Source organism: Flavihumibacter sp. UBA7668, from assembly GCF_002483205.1.
Taxonomy (GTDB): domain Bacteria; phylum Bacteroidota; class Bacteroidia; order Chitinophagales; family Chitinophagaceae; genus Flavihumibacter.
In genome coordinates, this window is record NZ_DLHM01000001.1 from 618,755 (window position 1) to 644,082 (window position 25,328).

A 25,328-nucleotide genomic window follows, 5' to 3' on the forward strand; every position below is an offset into this window, starting at 1 on the left:
TATGGGATCACATCAAAAGCTCAGTTTCGCAGGCGTTCTTATAGCATTGGGAATTATTTACGGCGATATCGGTACCTCTCCCCTATACGTTTTAAATGCCATCACCAATGGAAAAGAAATTACGGAGGATCTGGTAATTGGAGCACTTTCACTGATCATCTGGACCCTTACCCTTCAAACCACCATCAAATATGTAATCCTCACCCTACAAGCCGATAACAGAGGAGAAGGAGGCGTATTTTCCCTGTTTGCACTGGTACGCAGAAGGAGAAAATGGCTGGTAATACCGGCCATGATCGGCGGGGCAGCACTTTTGGCTGACGGAATGATTACCCCTCCTATCTCTGTAACCTCGGCTATTGAGGGATTAAAACAGGTTCCTGCCTTTTCTTCCATCGAACAAAGCAGCATCATCTATATTGTAATCGGGATATTGACGGTGCTTTTTTTTATTCAGCAATTCGGTACAGAGTTTATTGGGAAGTTTTTTGGGCCGGTTATGTCGGTCTGGTTTTTTATGCTGGCAGCATTGGGGATTATCCATTTTATGGATGAATGGACGGTTATCAAAGCGTTTAATCCCTATTATGGAATCAACCTGCTGGCAACTTACCCAAAGGGCTTTTATATACTTGGTGGCGTTTTCCTTTGTACCACCGGGGCAGAAGCGTTGTATTCTGATCTCGGACATTGTGGCAAATGGAATATCCGTTATTCCTGGATACTGGTAAAATCCTGCCTGATCCTGAATTACCTGGGACAGGGAGCCTGGTTATTAAGTACACAAAAAGGCAACATTATAACAGCTGCCATGCTGGAAAAAGGATTTAATCCATTTTATGGAGTTATGCCGGGATGGTTTCTCTATTTCGGAATCGCCATCGCAACGGCGGCGGCAATTATTGCCAGTCAGGCATTGATATCCGGATCATTTACCCTGATCAGCGAATCCATGCGATTGAATTTATGGCCGAAATTTAGAATTGTTTATCCAACGGAAGCAAGGGGACAATTGTTTATTCCTGCTATCAATCTGTTATTATTTGCCGGATGTATTGGGATTGTTTTATACTTTAAAAAAGCTGCCAATATGGAAGCTGCTTATGGTTTGGCGATTACCTTGTGTATGATTGCCACCTCCATTTTATTTGCCAATTACCTGGTGATAAAACGAGTGAAGCCAATTTTGATTTATTTATATCTGGCAGTTTATTTATCTATCGAACTGTCCTTTCTATGGGCGAATATGGAAAAATTCTCGCATGGAGGATATGTTACGCTGATCATTGGCGGGGGACTTTTTTTTGTTATGTATGACTGGTACCGGGCGCGTAAAATCAAAAACCGTTATGTTGAATTTGTTCGGCTGGAACAGTATGTACCACAATTGCAGGAACTCAGCAATGACAAATCTGTTCCCCGATATGCGACACATCTGGTATATCTTACCAGTGCAGATAATCCAAAAGAAATTGAACACAAAATCCTGTATTCAATTCTATTCAAAAAACCAAAGCGGGCAGATATTTATTGGTTTGTGCATGTAGATACGATGGATGATCCTTATACAGCCGAATATTCAGTGAATCATATCATACCGAATGATATTATCCGGATTGATTTTCGGTTAGGCTTCCGCGTTCAACCCAGAATTGATTTACTGTTTAGAAAAGTTGTAGAGGATTTAGTAGCCAATCACGAAGTGAATGTTACCAGCAGATATGAAAGTTTAGGCCGAAATAATATCGTCGGCGATTTTCAGTTTGTTGTAATGGAAAAATACCTGAGCCAGGATAATGAATTAAGTATGTGGGAAAAGATCGTGATGAAATTCCATTTTCTACTGAAGGAAATAAGCCTGTCTGAAGAGAAAGGATTTGGACTTGACCCTGGCAAGGTAGTAATTGAAAAATTCCCGCTAATTGTTGCTCCGGTGGATGTTCAGATTAAACGAATTCAGGACTGATGCAATCCGTATTAATCATAGATGACGAAGTTAAGTTAAGGGGATTACTGGCAAGGATTCTCTCGCTGGAAGGTTATCTGGTGAAAGAAGCAGTTAATCTTAAAACGGCAAAAGAATGGCTGGAAAAAGAAAGCTTTGGTGTTATTTTATGTGATGTTAAGTTGCCGGACGGAAATGGAGTAGAATTTACTGCCTGGTTGAAAAAGCAATTTCCAGTAACAGAAATAATTGTTCTAACCGCCTATGGAAATATTACAGATGGTATACAGGCCATGAAAAACGGCGCCTTTGATTATATAACAAAAGGCGAGGATAATAATAAAATAATTCCTCTTTTACAAAGGGCATTTGAAAAAAACAACCTGCAGACCAAAGTCAATGAATTACTTGCAAAAGTTAACAAGCAATATTCCTTTGAATCCATTCTTGGTTCATCTCAACGTATCAAATTTGCTATAGCAGCAGCCCGACGGGTAGCTCCAACTGATACCACCGTTTTGCTAACCGGTGAAACCGGTACCGGCAAAGAAGTATTTGCTCAGGCCATTCATGCTGATAGTCCCAGAAAGCAAAAACCCTTTGTTGCCATCAACTGTTCTGCCTTTTCAAAAGATTTATTGGAAAATGAATTATTCGGACATAAAGCCGGGGCCTTTACAGGAGCATTAAAAGATGGCAAAGGCTTATTGGAAGAAGCTGACAAAGGTACCTTGTTCCTGGATGAAATGGGTGAAATGCCCATTGATTTACAGGCCAAGCTACTGCGGGTATTGGAAACCGGAGAATTCTACCGGCTGGGCGATAATCAGGTTCGAAAAGTTACTATCCGGCTGATTGCTGCCACCAATAGGGATCTTCAAAAGGAAATGGAAGCCGGACGATTCAGAGAAGATCTGTATTACCGCTTATCTGTCTTTCAAATTGAATTACCTCCTTTGAGAGAACGTGCAGAGGACATACCTGCTCTCGCAAAGCATTTCATGTTGCAGTTTGCTGCTAAAACAAATACAAAAATCAGTGCCCTATCCGAAGCTTATCTCCAACAATTAAGCCGGATGAAATGGAAGGGAAATATCCGGGAATTAAAAAACTGCATAGAACGAAGTGTCATCCTTACAGACGGTACAGAATTGGAACCATCTACCCTTCCCATTTTTTCTGAGACAGCAGGATTCGACCTCGCCAGTGTGGAAAAAGCACATATACTGAAAGTACTTCAACTCACCGGACAGAATAAAGCAGAAGCATCGAGACTGCTGGGTATTGGCTTAACTACACTTTATAGAAAGCTCGAAGAATACGGTATTCATTAAATGTTTTTCAAAATGAAAAGTCATTTTTCATTTTGAAATAGTCCTGCACCAAAAAACTTTCCACAACATCTTATAAGATACTGATTTTCAGCACGATACCACCTAAGCAGCGAACCGGCATTCATTTGGCAACAGGATAAACAAATTCATTTGAGATATGATGACTGCACTATTCTCTCTTTCCGTCCTGGTGTTTATCTACCTCTGTTATGTATTGATAAAACCTGAAAAATTTTAAAGTCCCTCCGTCATGAACAAAGAAATTTTAGGTGTTCTTCTAACTTTTGGGTTTTCCCTGCTCATTGCTATTCCATTGGGAAAGACCATTGCGCGCTGGCTGAATGGTGAAAAAACCATTTGGAATTTTATGGCCCCCCTGGAGCGTTTCATTTATAAAGTCTGCGGTATCAATCCGGCTGAGGAAATGACCTGGCAGCAGCATATGAAAGCCCTGTTAACCATTAACCTTATTTGGTTTGTGTATGCTTTTGTGCTACTGATTTCGCAGGGCTCTTTGTTATTAAACCCGGATGGGAACCCCTCGCAATCCCCTGACCTGGCATTTAATACGGCTATTTCATTTCTGGTGAATTGTAACCTGCAACATTATAGTGGCGAGAGCGGTCTTACTTATCTTACCCAGGTATTTGTTATAGCTTTCCTGCAATTTGTTTCCGCTGCAACAGGCATTGCGGCTGTATTTGTATTATTCAAGGCACTTCGAGATAAAGTAACAGATCATCTGGGTAATTATTGGGTATTCTTCACACAATCCATCACCCGTATTCTCTTACCCATTAGTTTGGTTATTGCAACCCTGCTCGCGTTCAATGGAACGCCCACATCATTTGAAGGAAAGGACAGTTATCTGTCTTTACAGGGTGATACGGTGCAGGTAGCAAGAGGTCCGGCAGCAGGAATGATTGCCATTAAACACCTCGGCACAAATGGAGGTGGTTGGTTTGGTGTAAACTCTGCTCATCCATTGGAAAACCCCAATTACTTTACCAATACCGTTGAATTGATTGCACAGGTTATAGTACCAATTGCTTTGGTATTTGCGTTTGGTTTTTATCTGAAACGCAGAAAACTCTCCACCGTAATTTTTGCGGTAATGACGCTGGGTTTTTTAAGTCTGTTGTTACCAGCCATGGTTTCAGAACTTGGTGGCAACCCGGCTATTGAAAAATTGGGAATTGCCCAGACAACGGGAGCAATGGAAGGGAAAGAACAACGTTTCGGTCCGGCAATTTCGTCTTACTGGAGTATTGTAACAACAATAATTTCTACCGGATCCGTAAACAGTATGCACGACAGCTCCATGCCGCTTTCCGGAGCTATGCTGCTATTAGGAATGATGACCAATGCATTTTATGGTGGATGTGGGGTAGGCATTCTCAACTTTTTCATCTACCTTATTATTGCTGTATTTATATCCGGACTAATGGTGGGCAGAACGCCGGAGTTTCTGGGCAGAAAGATCGAAGCAAGAGAAATGAAAATCGCGTCCATGATTGCTATACTTCATCCCTTACTTATTCTTGCCGGAACAGCCCTTTCCTCCTGGGTGCTGGTCCATCATCCGGAAGCTGATTGGGCCGTAAAACCAGGCAACTGGCTCAACAACCCCGGCGCGCATGGCTTTAGTGAAATGCTGTATGAATACACATCCGCTGCAGCTAATAATGGAAGCGGATTTGAAGGATTGGGCGACAACAATCTCTTCTGGAATATAAGTACCGGATTTGTATTGATTCTGAGCAGATTCCTGCCCATCATCGGACCAATTGCAATAGCCGGACTTCTCGCCAAAAAGAAATACATTCCTGAATCTGCCGGTACACTGAGAAGTGACAGTTACACTTTTGGACTTATGATATTTGCCGTCATTGTCATCCTTGCTGCCCTTGCATTTTTCCCCGCATTAACACTGGGACCGCTTGCTGAATACTTTTCCATTTAATAAAAAGAGAAACCATCTTTATGTCAAAACATAGAAAAAAATCATATAGCCTGTTTGATCCTGCACTGGTTAACACCGCACTCAGACAATCCTTTGTAAAACTGAATCCGCAACTGATGGTCAAAAATCCCGTCATGTTTACTGTAGAAATCGGATGTTTTGTAATGTTGCTGGTAGTGCTTTATACAGCATTTACAGGAGATCGGTCACAGGGTTCACTCGGATACAACCTGGCCGTTTTTATCATACTATTGCTCACCTTATTATTTGCCAATTTTGCCGAAGCAATTGCAGAAGCAAGAGGAAAAGCGCAGGCGGATAGCTTGCGGAAAACAAGGCAGGATACACCGGCAAAATTATTGACAATGTTAGATGGAAGAATAGAGAATCAGATAGAACTGGTCTCTTCTTCCCGGCTTCAACTGAACGATCGTTTTGTTTGTGAGGCTGGTGATACCATCCCGATGGACGGTGAAATTATGGAAGGTATAGCCACGATAGACGAAAGTGCTATTACTGGAGAATCTGCCCCCGTAATTCGTGAAGCAGGAGGCGATAAGTCATCCGTTACCGGTGGTACCAAAGTATTATCGGACCGAATAATAGTTCGGGTTACAACGCAACCCGGTGAAACCTTTCTTGACAAAATGATTTCCCTGGTAGAAGGAGCCAATCGGCAGAAAACACCCAATGAAATTGCACTGACCATTTTACTGGCATCTTTTACCATTGTATTTATCATTGTTTGCGTAACACTTAAACCTTTTGCTGATTATGCACAAACGCCTGTCACAATAGCTGCTTTCATATCACTTTTTGTTTGCCTGATACCAACAACCATTGGAGGATTATTATCCGCTATTGGAATTGCTGGCATGGATCGGGCACTGAGGGCAAACGTGATTGCAAAAAGCGGGAAAGCGGTGGAAACAGCTGGCGATGTAGATACCCTGCTGTTGGATAAAACCGGCACCATAACCATCGGCAACAGAAAAGCTACCAATTTTTATGCGATGGATGGAGTGGATGAAAAAACATTCATCAAAATTGCTGCGCTCAGTTCATTGGCAGATGATACTCCTGAAGGTAAATCTATAATCGAACTGGCCGGACAGATAGGTGTGAACATGCGCCGTGAAGCAGAGATGGAGTTTATAGGTTTTACAGCGGAAACAAGAAGCAGTGGAGTTAATTTATCAGATGGCACCCAAATCCGCAAAGGCGCAGAGGACAGCATCCGTTCCAAAGTGGAGAGAGCAGGAAATCAGTTTCCGAAAAGCGTACAGAATAGAGTAAAATCCATTGCGGAAAACGGAGGCACCCCACTGGTTGTAGCAGCAAACAATACAATTAAGGGTGTTATTGAACTGCAGGATATCATCAAGCCAGGCATGCAGGATCGATTCGAACGCCTTCGGAAAATGGGCGTGAAAACAGTGATGGTTACAGGTGATAATCCTTTAACTGCCAAATACATTGCAAACAAAGCCGGTGTGGATGATTTCATTGCTGAAGCGAAGCCGGAAGATAAGATGAATTATATCAGACAGGAACAGAACAAAGGGAAACTGGTTGCTATGATGGGCGATGGCACCAACGATGCACCAGCCCTCGCACAGGCGGATGTTGGTGTTGCAATGAACAGCGGCACCCAGGCTGCTAAAGAAGCAGGCAATATGGTTGATCTGGACAATGATCCAACCAAGCTGATTGAAGTGGTGGAAATTGGGAAACAGTTACTAATTACAAGAGGAACTCTGACGACTTTCTCCATTGCCAACGATGTGGCCAAATATTTTGCTATTGTTCCGGCCTTATTCATAGCCTCCATTCCCTCGTTGCAGGGTTTAAATATTATGAATCTGAAAAGTCCGGAGAGTGCCATACTTTCAGCCATCATCTTTAATGCGATCATCATCCCGATATTAATTCCTTTGGCCCTGCGCGGAGTTGCCTATAAACCCATCGGTGCATCGGCATTGCTTCGCAGGAATTTATTGATTTATGGCATGGGAGGTATTATTGTTCCTTTTATAGGAATCAAACTGATTGATTTGCTAATAGGACTATTTATTTAAAACATGAATTTTTTGCAATGAAAAAATATATTCAACCTTCTATAAAACTATCTCTGGTAATGCTCATTTTATGTTGTGTTATTTATTTCGGGCTTGTTGCCCTGATTGGCAAAGCAAGCAGGGGTGGTGGCAATGGTGAAACCATTCTAGTCAATAACAAAGTGGTTGGGTACGAACGTATCGGTCAGAAATTTACTGAAGATCGCTATTTCTGGAGCCGGCCATCTGCAGTGGATTACAATGCGGCTGGTTCAGCAGGCAGTAATAAAGGCCCTTCCAATCCCGATTATTTAAAAATTGTACAGGAACGTATAGATACTTTTCTTGTGCATCATCCAGGTGTTGGTAAAGAACAAATTCCGGCTGATATGGTTACGGCATCCGCAAGTGGACTCGATCCAAACATTTCGCCTGCCGCCGCTCGCTTACAGGTAGGAAGAGTTGCCAAATTCAGAGGACTGGAAGAGGCATCCGTAAATGCACTGGTTGAACAGCATATAGAAAAAAATCCGATCGGCCCTGATGTGGTACATGTTTTAAAACTGAATATCGCGCTTGACGCGTTGAAATAATTACAATCAATATGAAAATATCATTTTTAGCTGCAGCCATTTTTATGACATTTGCTGCAACTGCACAGGACTCCGTACAAACAATCAACTCAACAAACCCACTTACTATCAGTGGATATGTGGAAGGCTATTACAGTTATGATTTCAATCAACCCTCAAATAATAACCGTCCGGATTTTTTATACAATTTCAACCGGCACAATGAGTTTACCATTAATCTGGGATTTATTAAGGCTGCCTATGTAACAGAGCGAACCAGGGCTAATCTGGCAGCGGGTGTTGGCACCTACATGAATGCTAATTATGCTGCTGAACCGGGGGTATTAAAATATATTCTTGAAGCGAATGCCGGTTACAAGCTTAGTTCAAAAAACAATCTCTGGTTTGACATTGGTATCCTGCCTTCGCATATTGGTTTTGAATCCGCCATCGGCAAAGATAACTGGACCCTTACCCGGAGCCTTGTAGCAGAAAATACGCCGTATTTTGAAAGTGGTGCAAAACTGACCTACACAACAAAAGATGGGAAATTATTGGTATCAGCAATGGCATTAAATGGCTGGCAGCGCATTTCCAGGGTGGATGGCAATTCGCTTATGAGCTGGGGTACACAGGTAACCTACAAACCAACTGACAAATTCACCTTCAATTACAGTACATTTATTGGAACAGATAAGCCGGATACTGCGCGATTGTGGAGGTATCACAACAACCTGTACGGGATCTTCCAAATAACAGACAAAGTTGGATTGATTGCCAATCTGGATTATGGCCTGGAACAAAATTCGCCGAACAGCAACAAACTGAATCAGTGGTACACCCCTGTGGCAATCCTGCGTATAACACCCAATTCAAACTGGGCAATTGCCATACGAGGAGAATATTTCAGTGATCAAAACGGAGTAATAATTGGGACCGGTACAGCAAACGGATTCAAAACCTTTAGTGGTTCAGTAAACCTGGATTACCGGCCTCTGCCAGCCATTTTACTTCGCATTGAAGGACGGCACATGAACAGCAAAGATGCGATCTTTACAAAAGAAAATATGGCAAGGAATAATAATTCAGCAATCAGTTTTTCAACATCCATCGCATTCTAATGAATCATCTATATGAACGACAATCAGCATACTCCTGAAGAATGGCTGCAAAAAATAGGTGGCCAAAAAAGCGAAAAAGGTAAGCTGAAAATTTATATTGGCATGAGTGCCGGGGTAGGCAAAACCTATCGGATGCTGCAGGAAGCCCATCAGCTTAAGAAAGATGGAGTAGATGTACGAATCGGATATATAGAAACACATAATCGTAAAGAAACAGCCGCCTTAGCAGAGCATCTGCCCATCATACCGCGCAGGGTAGTTTTTTACAAAGGCAAACGGCTGGAAGAACTTGACGTGTCTGCCATTTTGTTAATCCATCCGGATATGGTGTTGATTGATGAACTGGCGCATACCAATATTCCTGGAAGTAAAAATGAAAAACGTTGGCAGGATGTGCTGGATGTTTTAAATGCCGGTATCAACGTAATTTCAGCGTTGAATATCCAGCACATTGAAAGCATCAACGAAGATGTAAAAGGAATTACAGGGATAGAAGTGAAGGAACGGGTACCCGACAAAATATTGCAGATAGCCGATGAGGTGGTAAACATTGACCTGCCGGCAGATGAACTGATTCGCCGGTTGAGGGAAGGAAAAATTTATGAGCAGAGTAAGGTACAGCAGGCGCTTACCAATTTCTTTCAGCCGGATAAAATTTTGCAACTGAGGGAGCTTGCACTTAAGGAGGTAGCCGGACAGGTTGAGCGGAAAGTGGATTACTCCATTGAATACAAGAAAAATCCCTTTCGACATGAGCGTTTTTTAGCCTGCGTGTCGAGCAATCATCAGATTGCTCAAAGGATCATTCGGAAAACGGCCAGGCTTGCCTCCTACTATAACAGTCAATGGTATGTAGTGTACGTTCAAACGTCCAGGGAAGCACCTGATAAAATACCACTGGACAAGCAAAGACACCTGATCAATAATTTTAAAAATGCCACGGAATTGGGAGGAGAGATTTTTCAGATAAATGAAGAGAATATTTCCCGGGCGATTATACAAATTATTGAAGAAAGGAAAATAACAACCGTATGCATAGGCAAACCACACCTGAACCTGTGGCAGATTATTCTGAAAACCAATGTTTTTAATCAGCTTTTGAAAACAATTTCTAAAAATGATGTTGACATCGTTATTTTATCCTAATGGCTACCAGCGTAAAAAATAAAATCCGGTGGGGAACTGTCTTTCTCTTTTTTCTGGTGATGAGTTCCGGAGGCGTGGGTATTTATTACCTCGTGAAACTTCGGCTTCAGACCAAAAATATCCTCACCGCGAATTATGAATCTCTGCAATACGCACACGGAATGCAGATTGCCTTAGACAGCGTACTAAGCGGCGAGGAGCATTTTATTGATACCATCGGACATTACCTCAAATTGCAGGAATCCAACATAACGGAAAAAGGAGAAGCGGAAGCTACCAAAAATTTAGGTATTGCATTAGTGGAATTTAAAAAAGGAGATAGTAAACAGGAAGGCAACCTGCGGAAGCAGCTTCAAACCATCCTTTTCCTGAATATGCAGGCTATTCAAACCAAGTCGGAAAACTCGGAAGCTGCATCGGAACAGGCTGTCACCATTATCATCACCAGTGTTGCCATCATTCTCCTGATTGGCTTTACGTTTGCGGTCAATTTTCCTTCCATCTTAACTGATCCAATTAATAAATTGACCGAAGCAATCAGGGAAATTAGTCAGAAGAACTATCACCATCGTATTCATATTCAATCAAAAGATGAATTTGGACAATTGGCTAAGTCGTTTAATGAAATGGCAGAGCGATTGGAATATTTTGAAAACAGTAATCTGGCCAAACTGATTTTTGAAAAATCAAGAGCAGAAGCAGTTATTAATAGTCTGAAAGATGCAAGTATAGGTATTGATAAAACAGATACGGTCTTGTTTGCCAATGAGCAGGCATTGCAACTATTAGGATTATCAGTGAAAGATATTGTTGGCGAAAAAGTGGAGCTTGTAGCAAAACGCAATGATTTATTCCGGTTTTTACTGGAAGAAAAAACTACGAACCCGTTTAAAGTGGTAGTGGAGAATCGGGAAAACTACTTTATCAAAGAAGTGATGGGAATGGGGCAGGGCAGTACAAATGGAAAGGTTTTAGTGCTTAAAAATATTACATCGTTTAAAGAACTGGATGTGGCAAAAACAAATTTTATTGCTACCATTTCCCACGAATTGAAAACACCTTTGGCATCCTCTGATTTTAGTATAAAACTCCTTAAAGATGAACGCATTGGAACCCTTACAGATGAGCAAAAGGAATTGGTAAACAGCATCAACGCAGATAATCAGCGGATGCTTCTCATTTTGAGTGAACTACTGAATCTTTCACAAGTAGAAGCCGGTAAAATTCAGTTGAATATCCAACCCGTTAATATTTACCGGGTAGTAGAAAATTCCGTTCAAACCGTTGCTGCACCGGCAAAAGAGAAAGCCATAAGAATTGAAGAGCAATTGGAAGCCGGACTTCCAGAAATACAGGGTGATCCGGATAAAATTGGATGGGTTCTCAATAATTTCCTTACAAATGCCATTAAAAATGCTCCTGATAAAAGCCATGTAGTGGTTGAAGTAACTCAAACAGCAACAGCAGTCAACTTCTCGGTAAAAGATCAGGGACAGGGAATTGAAGCAGTCTATTTAACCAGGATTTTTGAGCGATACTACCAGATACCGGGAAGATCAGACATAAAGGGTTCAGGAATCGGCTTAGCCATCTGCAAAGAAATGGTGGAAGCCATGGGAGGAACAATTTGGGTTAAAAGCAACATCGGGCAGGGAAGCACATTCGGATTTACCTTTAGTCAGTTTCCAAAATGAAAATAAATCTTTCCATTTTGAAAAGGATTTGTCGCCAACAAATCAGTTTTAAATTTCATGATTTAAGATCAACCTGCGCTATATCAATTAGTTAGACAAACCAAGATCAGTTCATACCATCCGGTATTGCTTTTGGTATTTATTACCAAATAAATACATCATGAAACCAGGTTTTCGCCTGATGAAACGAAGGCTGCGGCCCATTCATCTATTGTATGCATTATATACACTACTTATCCTGTTAACCCTTCTGATAAGATCTATCTTAAACTGATTCCAATGAAAAAGCAGTATAACAAATATAAACCTCCAACACTTAAAGATTTTCTTTGGGTAATACTTGTATTTGGTCTGATTATCGCAATTTCCTGGCTTGCCTATTTCAAATTTGGTTGGCATTGAACATTCACTATTCACTATTCAACATTCACCACTCCAACAGAAATGAATTGATTGCCGCACCTGCCATAGTCCCCTGCGCAACTGCCGTTGAAATGGTTCTCATAGGGGTGGTACAATCACCTGCTGCAAAAACTCCTGGCACGGAGCTTTCCTGAAAGGCATTAACCGCAATAAATCCCTGTTCACTGACCTGTAGTCCCAGTTGGATAACAAGCGGGCTCTGATGCATGGGTGCTCGTGCAAAAACAGCTTTAAGAGAAATCAGCGAATTATCTACCAACTGAATATGCTGCAGATATCCCTCCTGATGAAGGATGGATTGGATGGGAGTTGATACAATCGGAATACCGGCTTTTTTCAGGATTTCAAGTTGTTCTTCTTTCAAAGCTGGTTCGCCATTGGTTAATAATTGAACATTAGGCGTCCATTGTCGGATCAGTTTAACAAATTCAAATCCTATTTCTCCATTCGCCAATACAGCCAGATTTTCATTCCGTACTTCATAACCATGGCAATAAGGACAATGTAAAACAGATTTGCCCCAGCATTCAGCAAATCCGAAAATAGGCAACATTTCATCCACCACCCCTGTTGCCAACAATACTTTCTTTGCCTCAATTTGGAAACCTCCCGTCGTATGGAGACTAAATCCCGATTCATTCAGCTTCACCTCATTCACGGTATCCTGCATCCATTTTATAGTTGGATAGGCCAGAACCTGTTCTTTGGCAACAGTGGATAAAAATTCGGGGGTTACGCCATCCCTTGAGAGAAAGTTGTGGGAATGAGGTGTCTGGCGATTACAGGGCCGTCCATTATCAATCACCAAAACTTTGCGCAATGCCCTACCCAATGCCATTGCTGCAGATAATCCTGCATTACTGCCCCCAATGATCACAACCTCAAATTTTGAATTCATTTGGTAGCTGTTTTTTTCAGTTAAAAAGGCAAAGATAGTATTTTTTGCATCTTTGTTGCATTTATAGTGGAAAACGATCTTTAAATCGCTGACCATTTTGCATGGCGGTTATTTCATATAGGGTACAGAGACAGCTCATCAATTGAGCTTCCACTTCTTGCTGGTTCAGGTGCTGCCCGATCAATACCAGCTCATTAAACCGATCACCAAAAGCCTTATCCCACCGCTTTTCAATTTCAGCCTGATTATCCACAAAAGCAGCATACCGGATACGCTCTCCATAGGGCAGGGAACACCACCAGACGCCTGCTTTATCCACCCGTAAACTGCCACCTGCCTGGTTCCAGTTAATCACATCATCAGGGCGACTGGCAATCCAGCATACACCTTTGCTGCGGATGATATTAATTGGCCACTGATCATTTAGAAAAGTCCAGAAGCGCTCGGGATGAAAGGGTTGTTTAGCCCTGAATACGAAGGAGGAAATACCATATTCTTTAGTTTCAGGTGTATGGATAGTTTCTCTTTCTAGTTTCCAGGTTTCTGTCTGACTGGACTTTTCAAAATCAAATAAACCGGTATTTAATATTTCCGAGGGTGATACATTCCCAAAACTGGATTCAATTACCCTGGCAGCCGGATTAAGCTGCTTAAGAACAGATCGAAGAGTGCAGAGAAGAAGTCGTTTGAATCCAGTTTATTTTGTTCAGCTTATTTAAAAAGCAGTGTTCATCTGTATAGTCTGCGTATTGATGATCGCAAATAAAGCATGTATCTGATGATCCTGAAAATTCTCCGGAATTCAGTAACAATTCATTGTTTCCTTCAGCACTGCAATGTGTATGATTTGCATGTGTATGCCAAACCTGAATTGGTAGCATTAGAAAAAAATAGAGCACCAAAAGTATGGAGGAAATAATGGCATTCATTTTTTGCAACATTATTGCAAATATAGAATATGACTCCATACGGGCAAATCTTTTTTCACAATTTCAAACCATGTATTCCAATCCTGATTTTGATTAAAGTACGCGTACCGGCTTTCCAGATTGTAATGCGCGTCCAATTACCGGTTGTTCATCTCCCATTGGCGGGACAATAACCACCAGTCCAATTTCAGGGTCCTCCAGTAAACTATTTAGATCATACACCAGTTCAGCTTCCGGAAATGCCTGACGGATACTTTCAGCGAGTTTAGGTTCGCCTGTCCAGATTTTGCGTATGCTGTACTCATTATTCTGTTGTAAATCAAGCTTCCAGCTCGTGCCGGCAGGTGATTCACTGATTATTATTCCACCGATTAACAAATTTTTCATAACCTAATGTGTACTTTATACACTAAGTTATGTAATTTTGTTGAAACGTTTCAACTTTAATAGCTTTGCAGCTGCAATTGGAGAAAAAATGAACAAATATATATTTCCGTTAACACTGGGTGGATTGGGAATTGGCACAACCGAATTCGTGATTATGGGGCTGCTGCCTGATGTGGCAGCTTCCTTTGCTGTAAGCATTCCAAAAGCAGGATATCTGATCTCTGCTTATGCATTGGGTGTTGTGGTAGGTGCGCCTTTACTGGTTGGGATCTCTACCAAATACAATCCAAAAAAAACACTGCTGGCATTGATGGCCATCTTTACCTTGTTTAATGCGCTATCCGGACTGGCACCTAATTTTAATTCATTGATGGTATTGCGTTTTCTGTCTGGATTACCCCATGGAGCATTTTTTGGAATAGGGGCTGTGGTGGCTTCACAGCTTGCCAGAGAAGGTAAACAGGCACAATCCATTTCCATGATGTTTCTTGGATTAACTGTAGCCAATCTGGCCATGGTTCCGCTCGTAACATTAATTGGCCAGGCCATGAGCTGGAGGTTCGCATTTGGTATTGTTGGAATAATTGGTGCTATTACCATGTTCTTTATTCATAAATGGTTGCCTGATCAGCAGGTAAGTGAAAACAGTTCCGTAAAAGAAGAGTTGCAATTTTTTAAAAGCGGAAAAGCCTGGTTGATTCTCCTGATTACGGCTGTTGGATTTGGCGGACTCTTTGCCTGGTTCAGTTATGTTGCACCATTATCCATTCATGTTTCGCGCTTCTCTCCTTCTTTTGTACCCTATATTATGTTATTGGCCGGATTTGGAATGGTGGTTGGTAATATACTGGGAGGGATCATGGCAGATAAAATACGGCCCGATAAAGCGGCTATTTTATTGTTCCTATTGCAGGTAATTATTTTATTGGCTGTATTCTTCTTCTCCGATAACCAGTATTTTTCATTGGTATTAACCTTCTTATGCGGATTATTGGCGATGGCCGTCTCCTCTCCCATCAATATGCTGATGATCAGCACAGCAAAAGACTCCGCGCGAATGGGTGCAGCATTTATGCAGGCAGCCTTTAACGTTGCTAATTCACTGGGTGCATATTTTGGCGGATTACCACTGGCGCATGGATTAGGATTTAATTATCCATCACTTGCAGGCGCCCTGATGGCATTGGGTGGATTAGGATTAAGTGTATTTTTTATGCTGAAATATAAATCAGCAGATGAGGCATCACCCGTGCGAATGGTCCTACATTAAACAATTATTTAAAGAACCCGAATAAGCAGCCTATACCAGGTGCATTGGATTTCATTGATTTCCTGAAAGCAGAAGGTATCCCCTTTTTCTTTTTAACAAATAACAGTCAGCGTACCAACCGCGATGTATGTTATAAACTACAACGCATTGGATTTGATGTGCAGGATGATGATATTTTTACCTGCGCGGTGGCAAGAAAAAACTAGACCTGTCTACCGATGAAACCATCATGATCGGAGATACCATGTCAACTGATATATTAGGAGCAGACACCATGGGCTTTACCACGGTACTCACTTTATCAGTTATAACCAAACGGGTAGACCTAGAACAATTCAGTTATGCTCCGGATTTTGTAATTGATTCAATTAAAGATTTGCTGGAACCGGGTTTCTTTCAGGATGTAATCCGTAAGAAAAATAGGTATAACAGTTTTGAATAACCGATCTTATATATGCCGGACAGGATGTTTCAATATCAATTCAGCCTGCAGTTCAAGAAATGCCGTCTTTGAGATTCCGTTCAGTTTAGCCAATAATTGCTGAATGGCAAGTGATCCCATTTCACGGATTGGCTGGCGTATATAAGCATAGGGAGAATCAAAAAGTTCAAAATCATCCATGCTGTCGAAACCAACCAGAGCAATGGTTTCCGGTACTTTTAGCTGCATGGCATGAATAAATTGAAGGCTGTAACCAGACATAAGGTTGGAGGCACAGAAAACACTGTCAATCGGTTTGGGCAATTTCAACAATTCTTCCAAGGCGGCTTTGATTTCCGCATAACTTACCGTGGTTCCCAATTCTTTCAACCAGGTTTTATCCGGACGGATACCGGCATTTTTAAGTGCGTCCTGATAAGCTCTGGTTCTCTCCTGCAGGGTATGAAGCGGAGTACTGAATCCAATCATACCAATTCGTTTCTTTTGCTGGGATAACAAATGGTTTACGGCAGTATATGCAGCATCGTAATTGTTGAGACCAACATAATCAGATTTGACGGAGGGGAAATAGCGGTCAATTAAAATAAAAGGAACCCTGGTTTTCTTCAATGATCGTATAGCTGACTCACTACCGGCCGGTGCAGCTATCAGGAGTCCGTCTACCTGACGGGTAGCCATAAAATCCAGCATTCGTTTGAATTTAGCAGGGTCTTCATCCGAACTGGCGAAAATAAGTGCATATCCCTGACGATCTGCTTCATCTTCAATACACCTGGCGAGTTGCGAAAAAAAAGGATTGGCAATATCCGAAACGATTAAACCAATACTTTGGGTTTTGCTGGTTTTTAAACTACGAGCTACAATGTTCTTCTGGTAATTCAGCGACTTAGCAACTTTTCGGATTTTATCCGCTGTTTCCTTCTTAATCCGGTTTTCGTGTTGATTATTCAATACATAAGAAACCAGAGTAACAGAAACTCCGGCTTTTTCAGCAATATCCTTTAGCGAAGCAGTTGGCATAGTAATCATGTAATTCGTTCAATATAATAAAATTCACTCTTTTACGGTAGATAATTTCTGCTTGTCGATGGTAGTTTCAATCCCCAATATGCAACAGTATACTATTATTACAGAAGATGGTCTGCAGCTTTCGGCACTTTATGGATGTCCGATTGATGGCGCCATTGGAACAGTACTGCTCAGTGCTGCAACCGGCATTAAAAAAGAATACTATCTGCCCTTCTCATATTACCTCATTCAACAGGGATATAATGTTCTGTTGTATGATTACAGGGGAATAGGTGGCTCTGCCGACCCGGATCTTCGTCACTCAAAAGCCAGGTTGCATGAATGGGGTGTCTACGATATGAATGCCGCATTAAATTTTCTGGTAAAGGAAAAAGGTCTTACTGAAATCACCTGGCTGGGCCATAGCATGGGAGCTCAGCTGGTAGGATTTATTCACGAACCGCATCATTTAAAGAAAGTTATTGCCTTAAATGCCGCACTTGGATATTATGGATATTTCCCAATGAAAAAAAGAATGAAAATCTGGTTCTTATGGTATGTAGTGGCTCCCATCCTTACAACAATGTATGGATATGCACCCATGAAAAAAATAGGATGGGGAGAGAATTTACCAACCGGAATTCTGATGGAATGGAGGAGCTGGTGTACCAATAAATATTATTTCCGTATTTTACTCAGAAAAAGATTGCAAACGGATTCATTTGAAAATTTTAAAGTGCCGATCAATGTTGTTTATTGTGCGGATGATTATATTGCCAATGATTTTACTGCCACGGCTTTTATGCAGTTTTATCCGGCTGCTCCAAAACTCATTCAAAAATTGATGACAAGGGAATTTACGCAGGAAGAAGTTGGACATACTGGTATTTTCCGGAAGAAATTCAGTCATTGTTTATGGGATATTTTATTGAATATTATAGAAGCCCCAGTTCCATCGCACGTCTGATGAGTTGCGCGGTATTACTTACCTGTAATTTTGCATAGAGATTCTTTCGGTGTGTATCCACCGTATCAATACTTATATAAAATTGTACTGCAGTTTGTGCGTTGGTATTACCCTCACTGATACTTTTTAAAATGTCCTTTTCTCTTCGGGTCAGAATCGGAAACTGCTGTCCCTGCCGGGTAGCAGCTTTCATTAACTGAGCAACTTCAAAGCTGAGATAAGTCATCCCATTTGCCACTTCCCGTATGGCAGCAACTATTTCAGCTTTACCGGAATTTTTCAAAAGGTATCCGCTTGCCCCGGTTTCCATCATTTTTTTTACATAGGTAGTTTGTCCATATGTTGTGAGTGCAAGAATTTTAAGTTCCGGTTGTGACGTCAGCAATTGTTGGCATAAATCAAGTCCGTTGATATCTGGAAGATTGATATCAAGTAAAACAATATCTGCTTTTTCTGAAGAAAAATAATGCAAACAATTGTAACCTGTGCTGGCATAACCAACCACATCAATATCAGGTTCCTGTTGAAGCAGTGCGTAAATGCCTTCCACCAAAACGGCATGGTCATCAACAATAAATACTTTTATCATACTGGCAATTCAAATTCAAGTGTTACGGAAGTCCCCTCCCCTGCACCAGTTATAATATCACATTTTCCACCCAGCAATTCTGTCCTGTATCGGATATTATTTAAACCATTCCCCTCTATTTTTTCCATCTTTTCCAGCTCATATCCTATGCCATCATCTTCAACGTTTATCGACAACCAATTTTCAACAACCGTCATTTGCACCATAAGATTTTCTGCTTTTGCATGTTTTATCACATTATTTACCAGCTCCTGGATGATTCGGTACAGATAAACAGATTCGGTATCTTTCCATTTTCGGACTTCCCCTGTATATTGAAAACGAACCCTGAGATTAGTGGAGGTCTGTATCTGATCACATAAATCTTCCACAGCTTCCGTTAATCCGAATTTCAACAATGCATCCGGCATCAGGTTGTAAGCAATCCGACGAAGGTCAAAAATTGAGTTATCCAGCATACTCAGACTGCGGTCAAACTGAACAGTCTGTTCGGTTGGAATACTAAGTTTTTCCTTAATATTGGCGAAGGACATTTTAATACCGGAAAGAAGGCTTCCGATCCCATCATGCAGATCTCTCGCAATTCTGGATCGTTCTTCTTCCTGTCCGCGTAACATGGCAGTCATATGCAACAATTGATTATCTTTCTCGAGATCAATAATTTTTTGCCGTTGGATTTCAACCTGTTGTTGCTGATTTTTCTGTTTGGCAACATAATACCTGTAAATAAGGAAAAGGAATAAAGCGAGCAGGAAGATGGATGCGATATATACCTTGTTTTTAAACGCTTGTCGTTCCAATGCAAGTACCCGTACTTCATTTTCTTTTTCCAATACCTGAATAGTATGTTCTTTCTGGGCGGACTCATATAAAACCGATAAGTTGTTCAGCGTTGTCTGGTTGTTTTGAAGGGAGAACTGGTCTTTCAATGCGGTGCTTTTTTTCAGGAACTCATAGGCTTTTGCCGGATTTTCGGTGGCCGCTTCATAATCAGCCAGATTAGCATAGGCATTGATCAGATGAATGGTTTTGCCCGTTTTTTTGGCTTCTTCCAAACCCTGCAAAACATAGTTCCGGCTCTCTTTCAATTTCCCAAGTTTAAGACTATTCTTAAAAAGATAATTCAATGCACCATAAGTATTGATTTTATGATTTCCCGAGCTTGCTATCTGGTAGCCTTTTTCATAATAATGAAAAGATGAATCGAATTGCTGCTTTTTGAAAAAGTAATGGCCCATATCGAGAAAATGATTGGAACTTAATGCCTGTTCCAGGGTATCGGGCATAAAGGGAGCAACACGTTGCAAATAGGGATAAGCCTGATCGGATTTTTCCTGTTTTAGTAAGACGGATGCCAGTGTTGCATAAGCCTGTAACTGTAGTATTTTTGGCATTGGTCGGGTATCTGCCAGGAGGGCACCTTTCTCCGCATAAAGCGCTGCCTGATCCTGGTTATTCAGTTGCAGGTAAGAGCTGCTGATATTCTGCAGCAAATACATAATTTGTATATCCTGCACGGTATCATAGTACCGGAGCGATTCAAAATAATGTTTTAAAGCTGCATGATAATTTTCCTGTTCCTGATACTGCAGGCCTTTCATACGATGAGCGTTTGCCCAGTTGGATCGCAAATCAGGAAATGACTGGCTGGCCTTAATGGAGGAATCCATATAATGATGAAAGCCATCCAGGTTTTTATCGCCCCGGTAGTAATAGGCCTTCCATAAATATGCTGAGGCCAGGCCTTTCGGATAATTAAGTTGTTTGCTGAGTTGCAGACATTCCTCCCAATAGGCTATCAAATCGCGCCTTTGTTTATGAAAATAGGCCGTATTGATCAGTTTGATAAGCCGGTTAATTCGGGCGGTATCTTTTGCTTGATAAACATCCAGTGAGTCAATAGCAGCTGCTTTTCGTTTTTCAAATCCTTCCGTCCATTCATTGATATTACTGCCTGGAACCTGGGCCTGGCAAAAGCATGTCAGTAGTACTAAACCAGGGATCCAGGAGCTGCGCATGAATTGATTATATTAAGCGAAGCTAGGCACTTGTTTTTGAATCTTCCTACCGTAAAAGGGTGAGACCGTTTTCCCTGATCCGGTATTCTTCGAGGTCCAGTAAGGTAAAATATTTCCGGATAAGTTCTTCATCAAATTCCTGTTTCCGGTTCATATGGGTAAGGAGATTTCGTTGCGTTTCCAACAGGTCCAATTGTATATGATAAAATCTAATCAGGGTATCGGATTGAAATTCCGGGTTTCCGTTTGGATGATGGCCAAAGATATGGAGATCGGTTTCCAGTCGGTTCAGCAGATTGGAAACATAGGAGTTCTCTGTTGTCTCTTTTTCGTAACGGGTGTTAAGATGTTCTTTGCTTATGAGAGCCAGTTTCTTTCGGATAAAGCGGTGTTGTTCTTCTTCATCAATGGTGCTGTACTTATCGGTGATGTTGATTTTTTTGATCAGCCAGGGAAGGGTAAGTCCCTGGAAAACCAGGGTCATCAGGATGACAACAAATGTGATGAAAAGGATAAGGTTTCTCAGAGGGAATGATTCTCCACCGGGAAGTGCAATCGGTATTGAAAGTGCTGCTGCCAGAGAAACCACACCACGCATTCCGGCCCATCCGGCGATCAGGGGCATTTTCCAACCGGGATTGGGATCGGCAACTGTAATAAATCGGCTGACGATTTTTGTGAATCCGGCAGCGCCGAAGGAGGAAGCAAGTCGGGTTAAAATAAGTACTGCTGAAATAGCGATTCCATATCCGATTGCGGATTTCAGGCTGATGGTGCCAAGATCAGTTGTAATAGCGGGCAGTTGTAATCCGATTAAAAGAAAGATGAAACCATTAAAAACGAAGACCAGGTTTCCCCAGACATTTACTCCCTGCAGGCGGCTTTGGTAACTAAGCATTTTTTGGCGCTGACTGGATAGCAACAAGCCTCCGCTCACTACTGCCAGGACGCCTGAATAATGATAATGTTCTGCTGCGTAATACATAGCGTAGGGGGTGATCAGGGTGAGTACTGTTTCTATACTTGGTGTAAGGGGTAAAAAACGATGCAGCAGGTAGATGAGTAGCCCGATTAATAATCCGATCAGCAGGCCCATTAGGATAACGAGTACAAAACTCAGGGTTGCTTCTTTTAGGTCAAATTGTCCGGTTAATACGGCGGCTAATGCGAAGCGGAAAACAATGAGGGAGGAGGCATCGTTCAGCAGGCTTTCGCCTTCGATGATACTAACCAGATATTTGGGTGCATTGACCTGGCGCATGATGGTGGTAGCTGAAACGGCGTCGGGGGGAGAGATGATTCCGCCGAGTAAAAAACCGAGTGCAAGTGTAAATCCGGGTATATAGGAACTGGAGAAAATAGCGATGATGATGGATGTGATGATGACAACCGGGAAGGCAAAACTGGTGATAACTCGGCGCCATTTCCAGAATTCTTTCCAGGAGGTTTGCCAGGCTGCTTCGTAGAGCAGGGGTGGTAGGAAAATAAGAAATACGATTTCGGGGTTGATACCTACATGGGAGAATTCTGCGAGGAAGCTAAGCAGCAAGCCTCCAATTACGAGGATAATTGGATAGGCGATTTTTACCTTATTGGCGAGCACTACGAGTGCCAGGATTATCAATACCATGTACAGGTATTCAATCAGAATAGGTTGCATAGGGTAAAGTTAGGAGATAGGTGTCAGACAGGTGTTAGAACGCTGTTAGAGAGGTGTCAGATACATGTTAGAACTATCTTAGACATGTATCTGACACCCGACTGCAACGGAAACTAATTTTTGGCTGTCAAAAAAGTATTACCTGTCATTAAAATCTTGCATATGAGAAGAGTCGTTCCATTTTTGAGTGCTTTATTTTTCCTGTTAAGTGCGTGTCAGAAAGTGAATAATCAACAGGAAGAACTTACCGGTGAAGCCATTGTAACTGTGAAGTTAATAGATGCCATGTGTTCTTCCGTCATTCTACAAATACAGGAGGATTCTCTTAAAAAATTCGGAGAGCAGCAATTTCATTACAAAGGAAAGACCTATGATGGTATCTTTTCCTCCAGCATGAACTGCCCCATATATAGTCAGCCAGCCGTTCTGGCAGTCAGCGGTAGTATAAACGAAGCAACTTCTTTTAAGGTCCTCATTTCCAAAACAGCACCAGCTTCTTCGAGCTGTGAAATGGTAACCTGCCAGGCTGTACTAAGTAATATGCCTGGTACTTTTTACCATGTATACCCAATACGTTAGGTGGGAAGGGAAACTGTATTTTTGCAGCATGCATACCGGAACTCGATATACTCCGCTGGAGTTTTATAAATGGACAAGAAGGGATACCTATTGGATGATTTTGTTAGCCGCCATTCCTACCCTATCTTATGCTTTCGGTGGGCGGTTTATAGCGTTGCCCTGGCAACCCATCGCAATTCTTGGAACTGCGGTAGCATTTATAGTGGGATTTAAAAACAATGCCAGTTATAACCGAATCTGGGAAGCTCGTCAGATTTATGGTGCCATCATTAATGATAGTAGGAGTTTTGCCTATACCCTAAGGGATGCACTTGGGGGAAAGTCTTCTCCATTAGTTCAACGCATGTTTTATCGGCATTTCGCCTGGCTAACAGCCCTCCGTTATCAGCTAAGAGAACCTCGACCATGGGAAAATATGCAGCGGGAAAATAACCGTGAATTTCAGGGAGATCATTATCAGATTCCGGAAAAACAGCAATCCCTGGAGCAATCATTGCAACCCTTTCTGAATGAATCGGAATGGAACTATATTCTTTCCAAGAAAAACAAAGCGACTCAATTGAGTGCTATGCAATCCGAGGAATTGGCGCAATTACGGACTACCAATTCCATCAATGATTTTCAATGGACCCAATTGCAACAGCGCCTAACTTTATTAACCGACCATCAGGGCAAGGCGGAGCGAATAAAAAATTTTCCTTATCCAAGGAATTTCGCCTCCATTGCCACATATTTACTGATGATTTTTGTGGTCCTGGTTCCATTTGGGGCGCTTCGTGATTTTGATTCACTTGGCAAAGGTACCATTCTGGAAGGGTATACGATCTGGCTGAATATCCCTTTTTCTGTTTTAGTAACTTGGGCATTCCATACGCTCGATACTGTCGGAGAAAGTTCAGTTAATCCATTCGAAGGAAGTGCCAATGATGTTCCGATTACCCAAATCAGCCGTGTCATCGAAATCGATATGAGAGATATGCTGGATGAAACCAATTTGCCCGATCCCATCCAGCCTCAAAACAATATTCTTCTTTAGGTGTCAGACAGGTGTTAGAACGCTGTTAGAGAGGTGTCAGATATATGTTAGAACGCTCTCAGACATGTGTCTGATACCTGTCTCACTGGTGTCTGACACCTTTCCGTTGTTCACTTCCACCATTCAGCGTAAAGCTGGTCCTCGCGATTGATATACACCAGTTCGCCGATTTTCGGTGTCAGCAAACTAATGCCGTAGTTTTCATTCAGGCGACTGATCTCTTTCAGCGGCTCATCCCAACTGTGTGGCGCCAGGGAAAACTTGGCAGAGTGGACTGGAATTACCTGCTTTGCATTTAAATCTTTTGCCGCTTTCAACACCTCCTCCGGCAAACAATGGATCGCCTGCCAGGCAAGGTTATACTGACCATTTTCAAGTATCGCCAGATCTATCGAACCAAATCGTTTCCCGATTTCAGCAAAATGAGTATCATACCCGCTGTCGCCGCCGAGGAAAATCTTCTTCGATCCGGTTTCAAGCAAAAAGGATAACCAGAGTGTTGTATTGCGACTAAAGGTTCGTCCACTGAAATGCCTTGCAGGAAGCGCATGCAACCGAAGACCTTTCTCCAACTCAATCGATTCTTCCCAATCCAGTTCAATCAATTGATTCGGATCATAACCCCAATGCTCAAAATGTGCACCAACCCCCAAACCCATTACCGCTTTTTTCACTTTAGCTTGCAAGGATTTAATCGTGCTAAAATCCAGGTGATCGTAATGATCGTGACTGATCAATAAATAATCCAACTCCGGAATATCACCCACCTGATACCCATTCGAACCTGCAAAAGCTTTGGTTGTACCCGGAATCGGAGATGCATTTCCACTGAATACCGGATCCACTAATATCTTCAATCCATCTACCTGGAGATAATAAGAAGAATGTCCAAACCAAACCAATAAATTGCTGTCAGCCGGCAACGTATGTAAATCCGTTTTGACCGATGGCATGGTAAGTGTCGGAATCTTATTCGGAACTTTTTTAAACACAAAATCATATAATACTCCACTCATTGAATAGCCTTCCGTTAATGTAGGAGTGAAACTGAGGTTCTGAAATTTACCATCCCGGTAATTTCTGGACGACTTCATTCTTTCCAGCCGTTTACCATTGGGAGATTTCCCAAAAACAGGCTGCTGCAGATAGATCAACGTAATCACCACCAACACAGCCATAACTGAAAATAATAGTATCATGGTTCTTTTTAATATACGCAATAGTTTACTAATAAAAGATCGTCAAAGCGGATTGGACTGAATATTCATTCCAATTTTTTATTAAATTTTT

The 25,328-nt window shown here is 41.8% G+C and carries 23 protein-coding genes; 15 read left to right on the forward strand and 8 right to left on the reverse strand.

Annotated elements, in window-relative coordinates:
• Nucleotide 1: 1 nt before the first annotated feature.
• From B2746_RS02635 to B2746_RS02670, 9 genes are all read left to right on the forward strand, one after another.
• A complete protein-coding gene (locus B2746_RS02635; protein ID WP_290790729.1) occupies nucleotides 2–1,966 on the forward strand; it encodes a KUP/HAK/KT family potassium transporter in 1,965 nt (654 codons plus the stop codon).
• A complete protein-coding gene (locus B2746_RS02640) occupies nucleotides 1,966–3,279 on the forward strand; it encodes a sigma-54 dependent transcriptional regulator (RefSeq protein ID WP_349680598.1) in 1,314 nt (437 codons plus the stop codon). Before B2746_RS02635 ends, B2746_RS02640 begins: the two co-directional genes overlap by 1 nt.
• Before the next feature lie 160 nt (nucleotides 3,280–3,439).
• A complete protein-coding gene (gene kdpF, locus B2746_RS22790; protein WP_414655276.1) occupies nucleotides 3,440–3,517 on the forward strand; it encodes a K(+)-transporting ATPase subunit F in 78 nt (25 codons plus the stop codon).
• A gap of 12 nt (nucleotides 3,518–3,529) precedes the next feature.
• Entirely contained in the window at nucleotides 3,530–5,242 is a 1,713-nt protein-coding gene (kdpA, locus tag B2746_RS02645; RefSeq protein ID WP_290790731.1) for a potassium-transporting ATPase subunit KdpA, read from the forward strand.
• A gap of 20 nt (nucleotides 5,243–5,262) precedes the next feature.
• Entirely contained in the window at nucleotides 5,263–7,320 is a 2,058-nt protein-coding gene (kdpB, locus tag B2746_RS02650; RefSeq protein ID WP_290790733.1) for a potassium-transporting ATPase subunit KdpB, read from the forward strand.
• Nucleotides 7,321–7,337: 17 nt separating this feature from the next.
• Nucleotides 7,338–7,892: a potassium-transporting ATPase subunit C gene (locus B2746_RS02655; RefSeq protein WP_290790734.1), complete on the forward strand. Its 555-nt coding sequence runs from the start codon at nucleotides 7,338–7,340 to the stop codon at nucleotides 7,890–7,892.
• An 11-nt stretch (nucleotides 7,893–7,903) separates the two neighbouring features.
• On the forward strand, nucleotides 7,904–8,992 hold the full coding sequence (locus tag B2746_RS02660; RefSeq protein ID WP_290790736.1) for a porin: 1,089 nt from the start codon (nucleotides 7,904–7,906) through the stop codon (nucleotides 8,990–8,992).
• A 12-nt stretch (nucleotides 8,993–9,004) separates the two neighbouring features.
• Entirely contained in the window at nucleotides 9,005–10,138 is a 1,134-nt protein-coding gene (locus B2746_RS02665) for a sensor protein KdpD (protein WP_290790738.1), read from the forward strand.
• On the forward strand, nucleotides 10,138–11,832 hold the full coding sequence (locus tag B2746_RS02670) for an ATP-binding protein (RefSeq protein WP_290790740.1): 1,695 nt from the start codon (nucleotides 10,138–10,140) through the stop codon (nucleotides 11,830–11,832). The genes B2746_RS02665 and B2746_RS02670 overlap by 1 nt, the downstream gene beginning before the upstream one ends.
• 427 nt (nucleotides 11,833–12,259) lie before the next feature.
• Here the strand turns inward: B2746_RS02670 and B2746_RS02675 are convergent, their stop codons facing one another.
• From B2746_RS02675 to B2746_RS02685, 3 genes are all read right to left on the reverse strand, one after another.
• Nucleotides 12,260–13,153 carry an NAD(P)/FAD-dependent oxidoreductase gene (locus tag B2746_RS02675; protein WP_290790742.1) on the reverse strand — a complete coding sequence of 298 codons (894 nt, stop codon included), beginning with the start codon at nucleotides 13,151–13,153 and terminating at the stop codon, nucleotides 12,260–12,262.
• Between the two features lie 61 nt (nucleotides 13,154–13,214).
• Nucleotides 13,215–13,778, reverse strand: coding sequence for a GTP-binding protein (locus B2746_RS02680; RefSeq protein ID WP_349680602.1), 564 nt, complete (start codon nucleotides 13,776–13,778; stop codon nucleotides 13,215–13,217).
• A gap of 397 nt (nucleotides 13,779–14,175) precedes the next feature.
• Nucleotides 14,176–14,469: a hypothetical protein gene (locus B2746_RS02685; RefSeq protein WP_290790744.1), complete on the reverse strand. Its 294-nt coding sequence runs from the start codon at nucleotides 14,467–14,469 to the stop codon at nucleotides 14,176–14,178.
• Between the two features lie 88 nt (nucleotides 14,470–14,557).
• Here B2746_RS02685 and B2746_RS02690 point away from each other — a divergent pair, with 88 nt between their 5' ends.
• The 3 genes from B2746_RS02690 to B2746_RS02700 are packed head-to-tail and all read left to right on the forward strand — an operon-like array spanning nucleotide 14,558 to nucleotide 16,181.
• On the forward strand, nucleotides 14,558–15,739 hold the full coding sequence (locus B2746_RS02690) for an MFS transporter (RefSeq protein ID WP_290790746.1): 1,182 nt from the start codon (nucleotides 14,558–14,560) through the stop codon (nucleotides 15,737–15,739).
• A 44-nt stretch (nucleotides 15,740–15,783) separates the two neighbouring features.
• Entirely contained in the window at nucleotides 15,784–15,945 is a 162-nt protein-coding gene (locus tag B2746_RS02695) for a hypothetical protein (protein WP_290790748.1), read from the forward strand.
• 38 nt (nucleotides 15,946–15,983) lie between these two features.
• Nucleotides 15,984–16,181, forward strand: coding sequence for an HAD hydrolase-like protein (locus B2746_RS02700; RefSeq protein WP_290790750.1), 198 nt, complete (start codon nucleotides 15,984–15,986; stop codon nucleotides 16,179–16,181).
• A gap of 6 nt (nucleotides 16,182–16,187) precedes the next feature.
• Here B2746_RS02700 and B2746_RS02705 read toward each other — a convergent pair whose 3' ends face one another.
• Entirely contained in the window at nucleotides 16,188–17,210 is a 1,023-nt protein-coding gene (locus B2746_RS02705; protein ID WP_290790752.1) for a LacI family DNA-binding transcriptional regulator, read from the reverse strand.
• Nucleotides 17,211–17,289: 79 nt separating this feature from the next.
• On the opposite strand from B2746_RS02705, the gene B2746_RS02710 reads away from it, so the two are divergent.
• Nucleotides 17,290–18,156: an alpha/beta fold hydrolase gene (locus B2746_RS02710; RefSeq protein ID WP_290790754.1), complete on the forward strand. Its 867-nt coding sequence runs from the start codon at nucleotides 17,290–17,292 to the stop codon at nucleotides 18,154–18,156.
• Here the strand turns inward: B2746_RS02710 and B2746_RS02715 are convergent.
• From B2746_RS02715 to B2746_RS02725, 3 genes are read right to left on the reverse strand one after another with little or no spacing between them, the layout of a single operon-like run.
• Nucleotides 18,125–18,745, reverse strand: coding sequence for a response regulator (locus B2746_RS02715; protein ID WP_290790756.1), 621 nt, complete (start codon nucleotides 18,743–18,745; stop codon nucleotides 18,125–18,127). The two genes, B2746_RS02710 and B2746_RS02715, sit on opposite strands and share 32 nt — an antisense overlap.
• The gene (locus B2746_RS02720; RefSeq protein ID WP_290790758.1) at nucleotides 18,742–20,763 is read right to left on the reverse strand and encodes a tetratricopeptide repeat-containing sensor histidine kinase; all 2,022 of its coding nucleotides are present in this window, start codon (nucleotides 20,761–20,763) and stop codon (nucleotides 18,742–18,744) included. The genes B2746_RS02715 and B2746_RS02720 overlap by 4 nt, the downstream gene beginning before the upstream one ends.
• A gap of 46 nt (nucleotides 20,764–20,809) precedes the next feature.
• On the reverse strand, nucleotides 20,810–22,423 hold the full coding sequence (locus B2746_RS02725) for a Na+/H+ antiporter (RefSeq protein WP_290790760.1): 1,614 nt from the start codon (nucleotides 22,421–22,423) through the stop codon (nucleotides 20,810–20,812).
• A gap of 162 nt (nucleotides 22,424–22,585) precedes the next feature.
• Here B2746_RS02725 and B2746_RS02730 point away from each other — a divergent pair, with 162 nt between their 5' ends.
• Together B2746_RS02730 and B2746_RS02735 are read left to right on the forward strand one after the other, a co-directional pair.
• Nucleotides 22,586–23,002 carry a hypothetical protein gene (locus B2746_RS02730; RefSeq protein ID WP_290790762.1) on the forward strand — a complete coding sequence of 139 codons (417 nt, stop codon included), beginning with the start codon at nucleotides 22,586–22,588 and terminating at the stop codon, nucleotides 23,000–23,002.
• A gap of 28 nt (nucleotides 23,003–23,030) precedes the next feature.
• Nucleotides 23,031–24,038 (forward strand): bestrophin family protein, encoded by a 1,008-nt coding sequence (locus B2746_RS02735; protein ID WP_290790764.1) that lies wholly within the window; start codon nucleotides 23,031–23,033, stop codon nucleotides 24,036–24,038.
• 110 nt (nucleotides 24,039–24,148) lie between these two features.
• On the opposite strand, the gene B2746_RS02740 is transcribed toward B2746_RS02735, so the two are convergent.
• Nucleotides 24,149–25,237, reverse strand: a complete 1,089-nt coding sequence (locus B2746_RS02740; protein WP_290790766.1) for an MBL fold metallo-hydrolase — start codon at nucleotides 25,235–25,237, stop codon at nucleotides 24,149–24,151.
• Nucleotides 25,238–25,328 lie beyond the last annotated feature (91 nt).

What these genes read in the sequence shown, in the direction of transcription:
- B2746_RS02710 (WP_290790754.1), top strand. Translation starts at nt 17,290, where the DNA reads ATGCAACAGTATACTATTATTACAGAAGATGGTCTGCAGCTTTCGGCA.
- B2746_RS02640 (WP_349680598.1), top strand. Translation starts at nt 1,966, where the DNA reads ATGCAATCCGTATTAATCATAGATGACGAAGTTAAGTTAAGGGGATTA.
- kdpF (WP_414655276.1), top strand. Translation starts at nt 3,440, where the DNA reads ATGACTGCACTATTCTCTCTTTCCGTCCTGGTGTTTATCTACCTCTGT.
- B2746_RS02665 (WP_290790738.1), top strand. Translation starts at nt 9,005, where the DNA reads ATGAACGACAATCAGCATACTCCTGAAGAATGGCTGCAAAAAATAGGT.
- kdpB (WP_290790733.1), top strand. Translation starts at nt 5,263, where the DNA reads ATGTCAAAACATAGAAAAAAATCATATAGCCTGTTTGATCCTGCACTG.
- B2746_RS02715 (WP_290790756.1), bottom strand. Translation starts at nt 18,745, where the DNA reads ATGATAAAAGTATTTATTGTTGATGACCATGCCGTTTTGGTGGAAGGC.
- B2746_RS02675 (WP_290790742.1), bottom strand. Translation starts at nt 13,153, where the DNA reads ATGAATTCAAAATTTGAGGTTGTGATCATTGGGGGCAGTAATGCAGGA.
- kdpA (WP_290790731.1), top strand. Translation starts at nt 3,530, where the DNA reads ATGAACAAAGAAATTTTAGGTGTTCTTCTAACTTTTGGGTTTTCCCTG.
- B2746_RS02690 (WP_290790746.1), top strand. Translation starts at nt 14,558, where the DNA reads ATGAACAAATATATATTTCCGTTAACACTGGGTGGATTGGGAATTGGC.
- B2746_RS02670 (WP_290790740.1), top strand. Translation starts at nt 10,138, where the DNA reads ATGGCTACCAGCGTAAAAAATAAAATCCGGTGGGGAACTGTCTTTCTC.
- B2746_RS02700 (WP_290790750.1), top strand. Translation starts at nt 15,984, where the DNA reads ATGTCAACTGATATATTAGGAGCAGACACCATGGGCTTTACCACGGTA.
- B2746_RS02725 (WP_290790760.1), bottom strand. Translation starts at nt 22,423, where the DNA reads ATGCAACCTATTCTGATTGAATACCTGTACATGGTATTGATAATCCTG.
- B2746_RS02655 (WP_290790734.1), top strand. Translation starts at nt 7,338, where the DNA reads ATGAAAAAATATATTCAACCTTCTATAAAACTATCTCTGGTAATGCTC.
- B2746_RS02705 (WP_290790752.1), bottom strand. Translation starts at nt 17,210, where the DNA reads ATGATTACTATGCCAACTGCTTCGCTAAAGGATATTGCTGAAAAAGCC.
- B2746_RS02660 (WP_290790736.1), top strand. Translation starts at nt 7,904, where the DNA reads ATGAAAATATCATTTTTAGCTGCAGCCATTTTTATGACATTTGCTGCA.
- B2746_RS02685 (WP_290790744.1), bottom strand. Translation starts at nt 14,469, where the DNA reads ATGAAAAATTTGTTAATCGGTGGAATAATAATCAGTGAATCACCTGCC.
- B2746_RS02740 (WP_290790766.1), bottom strand. Translation starts at nt 25,237, where the DNA reads ATGATACTATTATTTTCAGTTATGGCTGTGTTGGTGGTGATTACGTTG.
- B2746_RS02720 (WP_290790758.1), bottom strand. Translation starts at nt 20,763, where the DNA reads ATGCGCAGCTCCTGGATCCCTGGTTTAGTACTACTGACATGCTTTTGC.
- B2746_RS02735 (WP_290790764.1), top strand. Translation starts at nt 23,031, where the DNA reads ATGCATACCGGAACTCGATATACTCCGCTGGAGTTTTATAAATGGACA.
- B2746_RS02635 (WP_290790729.1), top strand. Translation starts at nt 2, where the DNA reads ATGGGATCACATCAAAAGCTCAGTTTCGCAGGCGTTCTTATAGCATTG.
- B2746_RS02730 (WP_290790762.1), top strand. Translation starts at nt 22,586, where the DNA reads ATGAGAAGAGTCGTTCCATTTTTGAGTGCTTTATTTTTCCTGTTAAGT.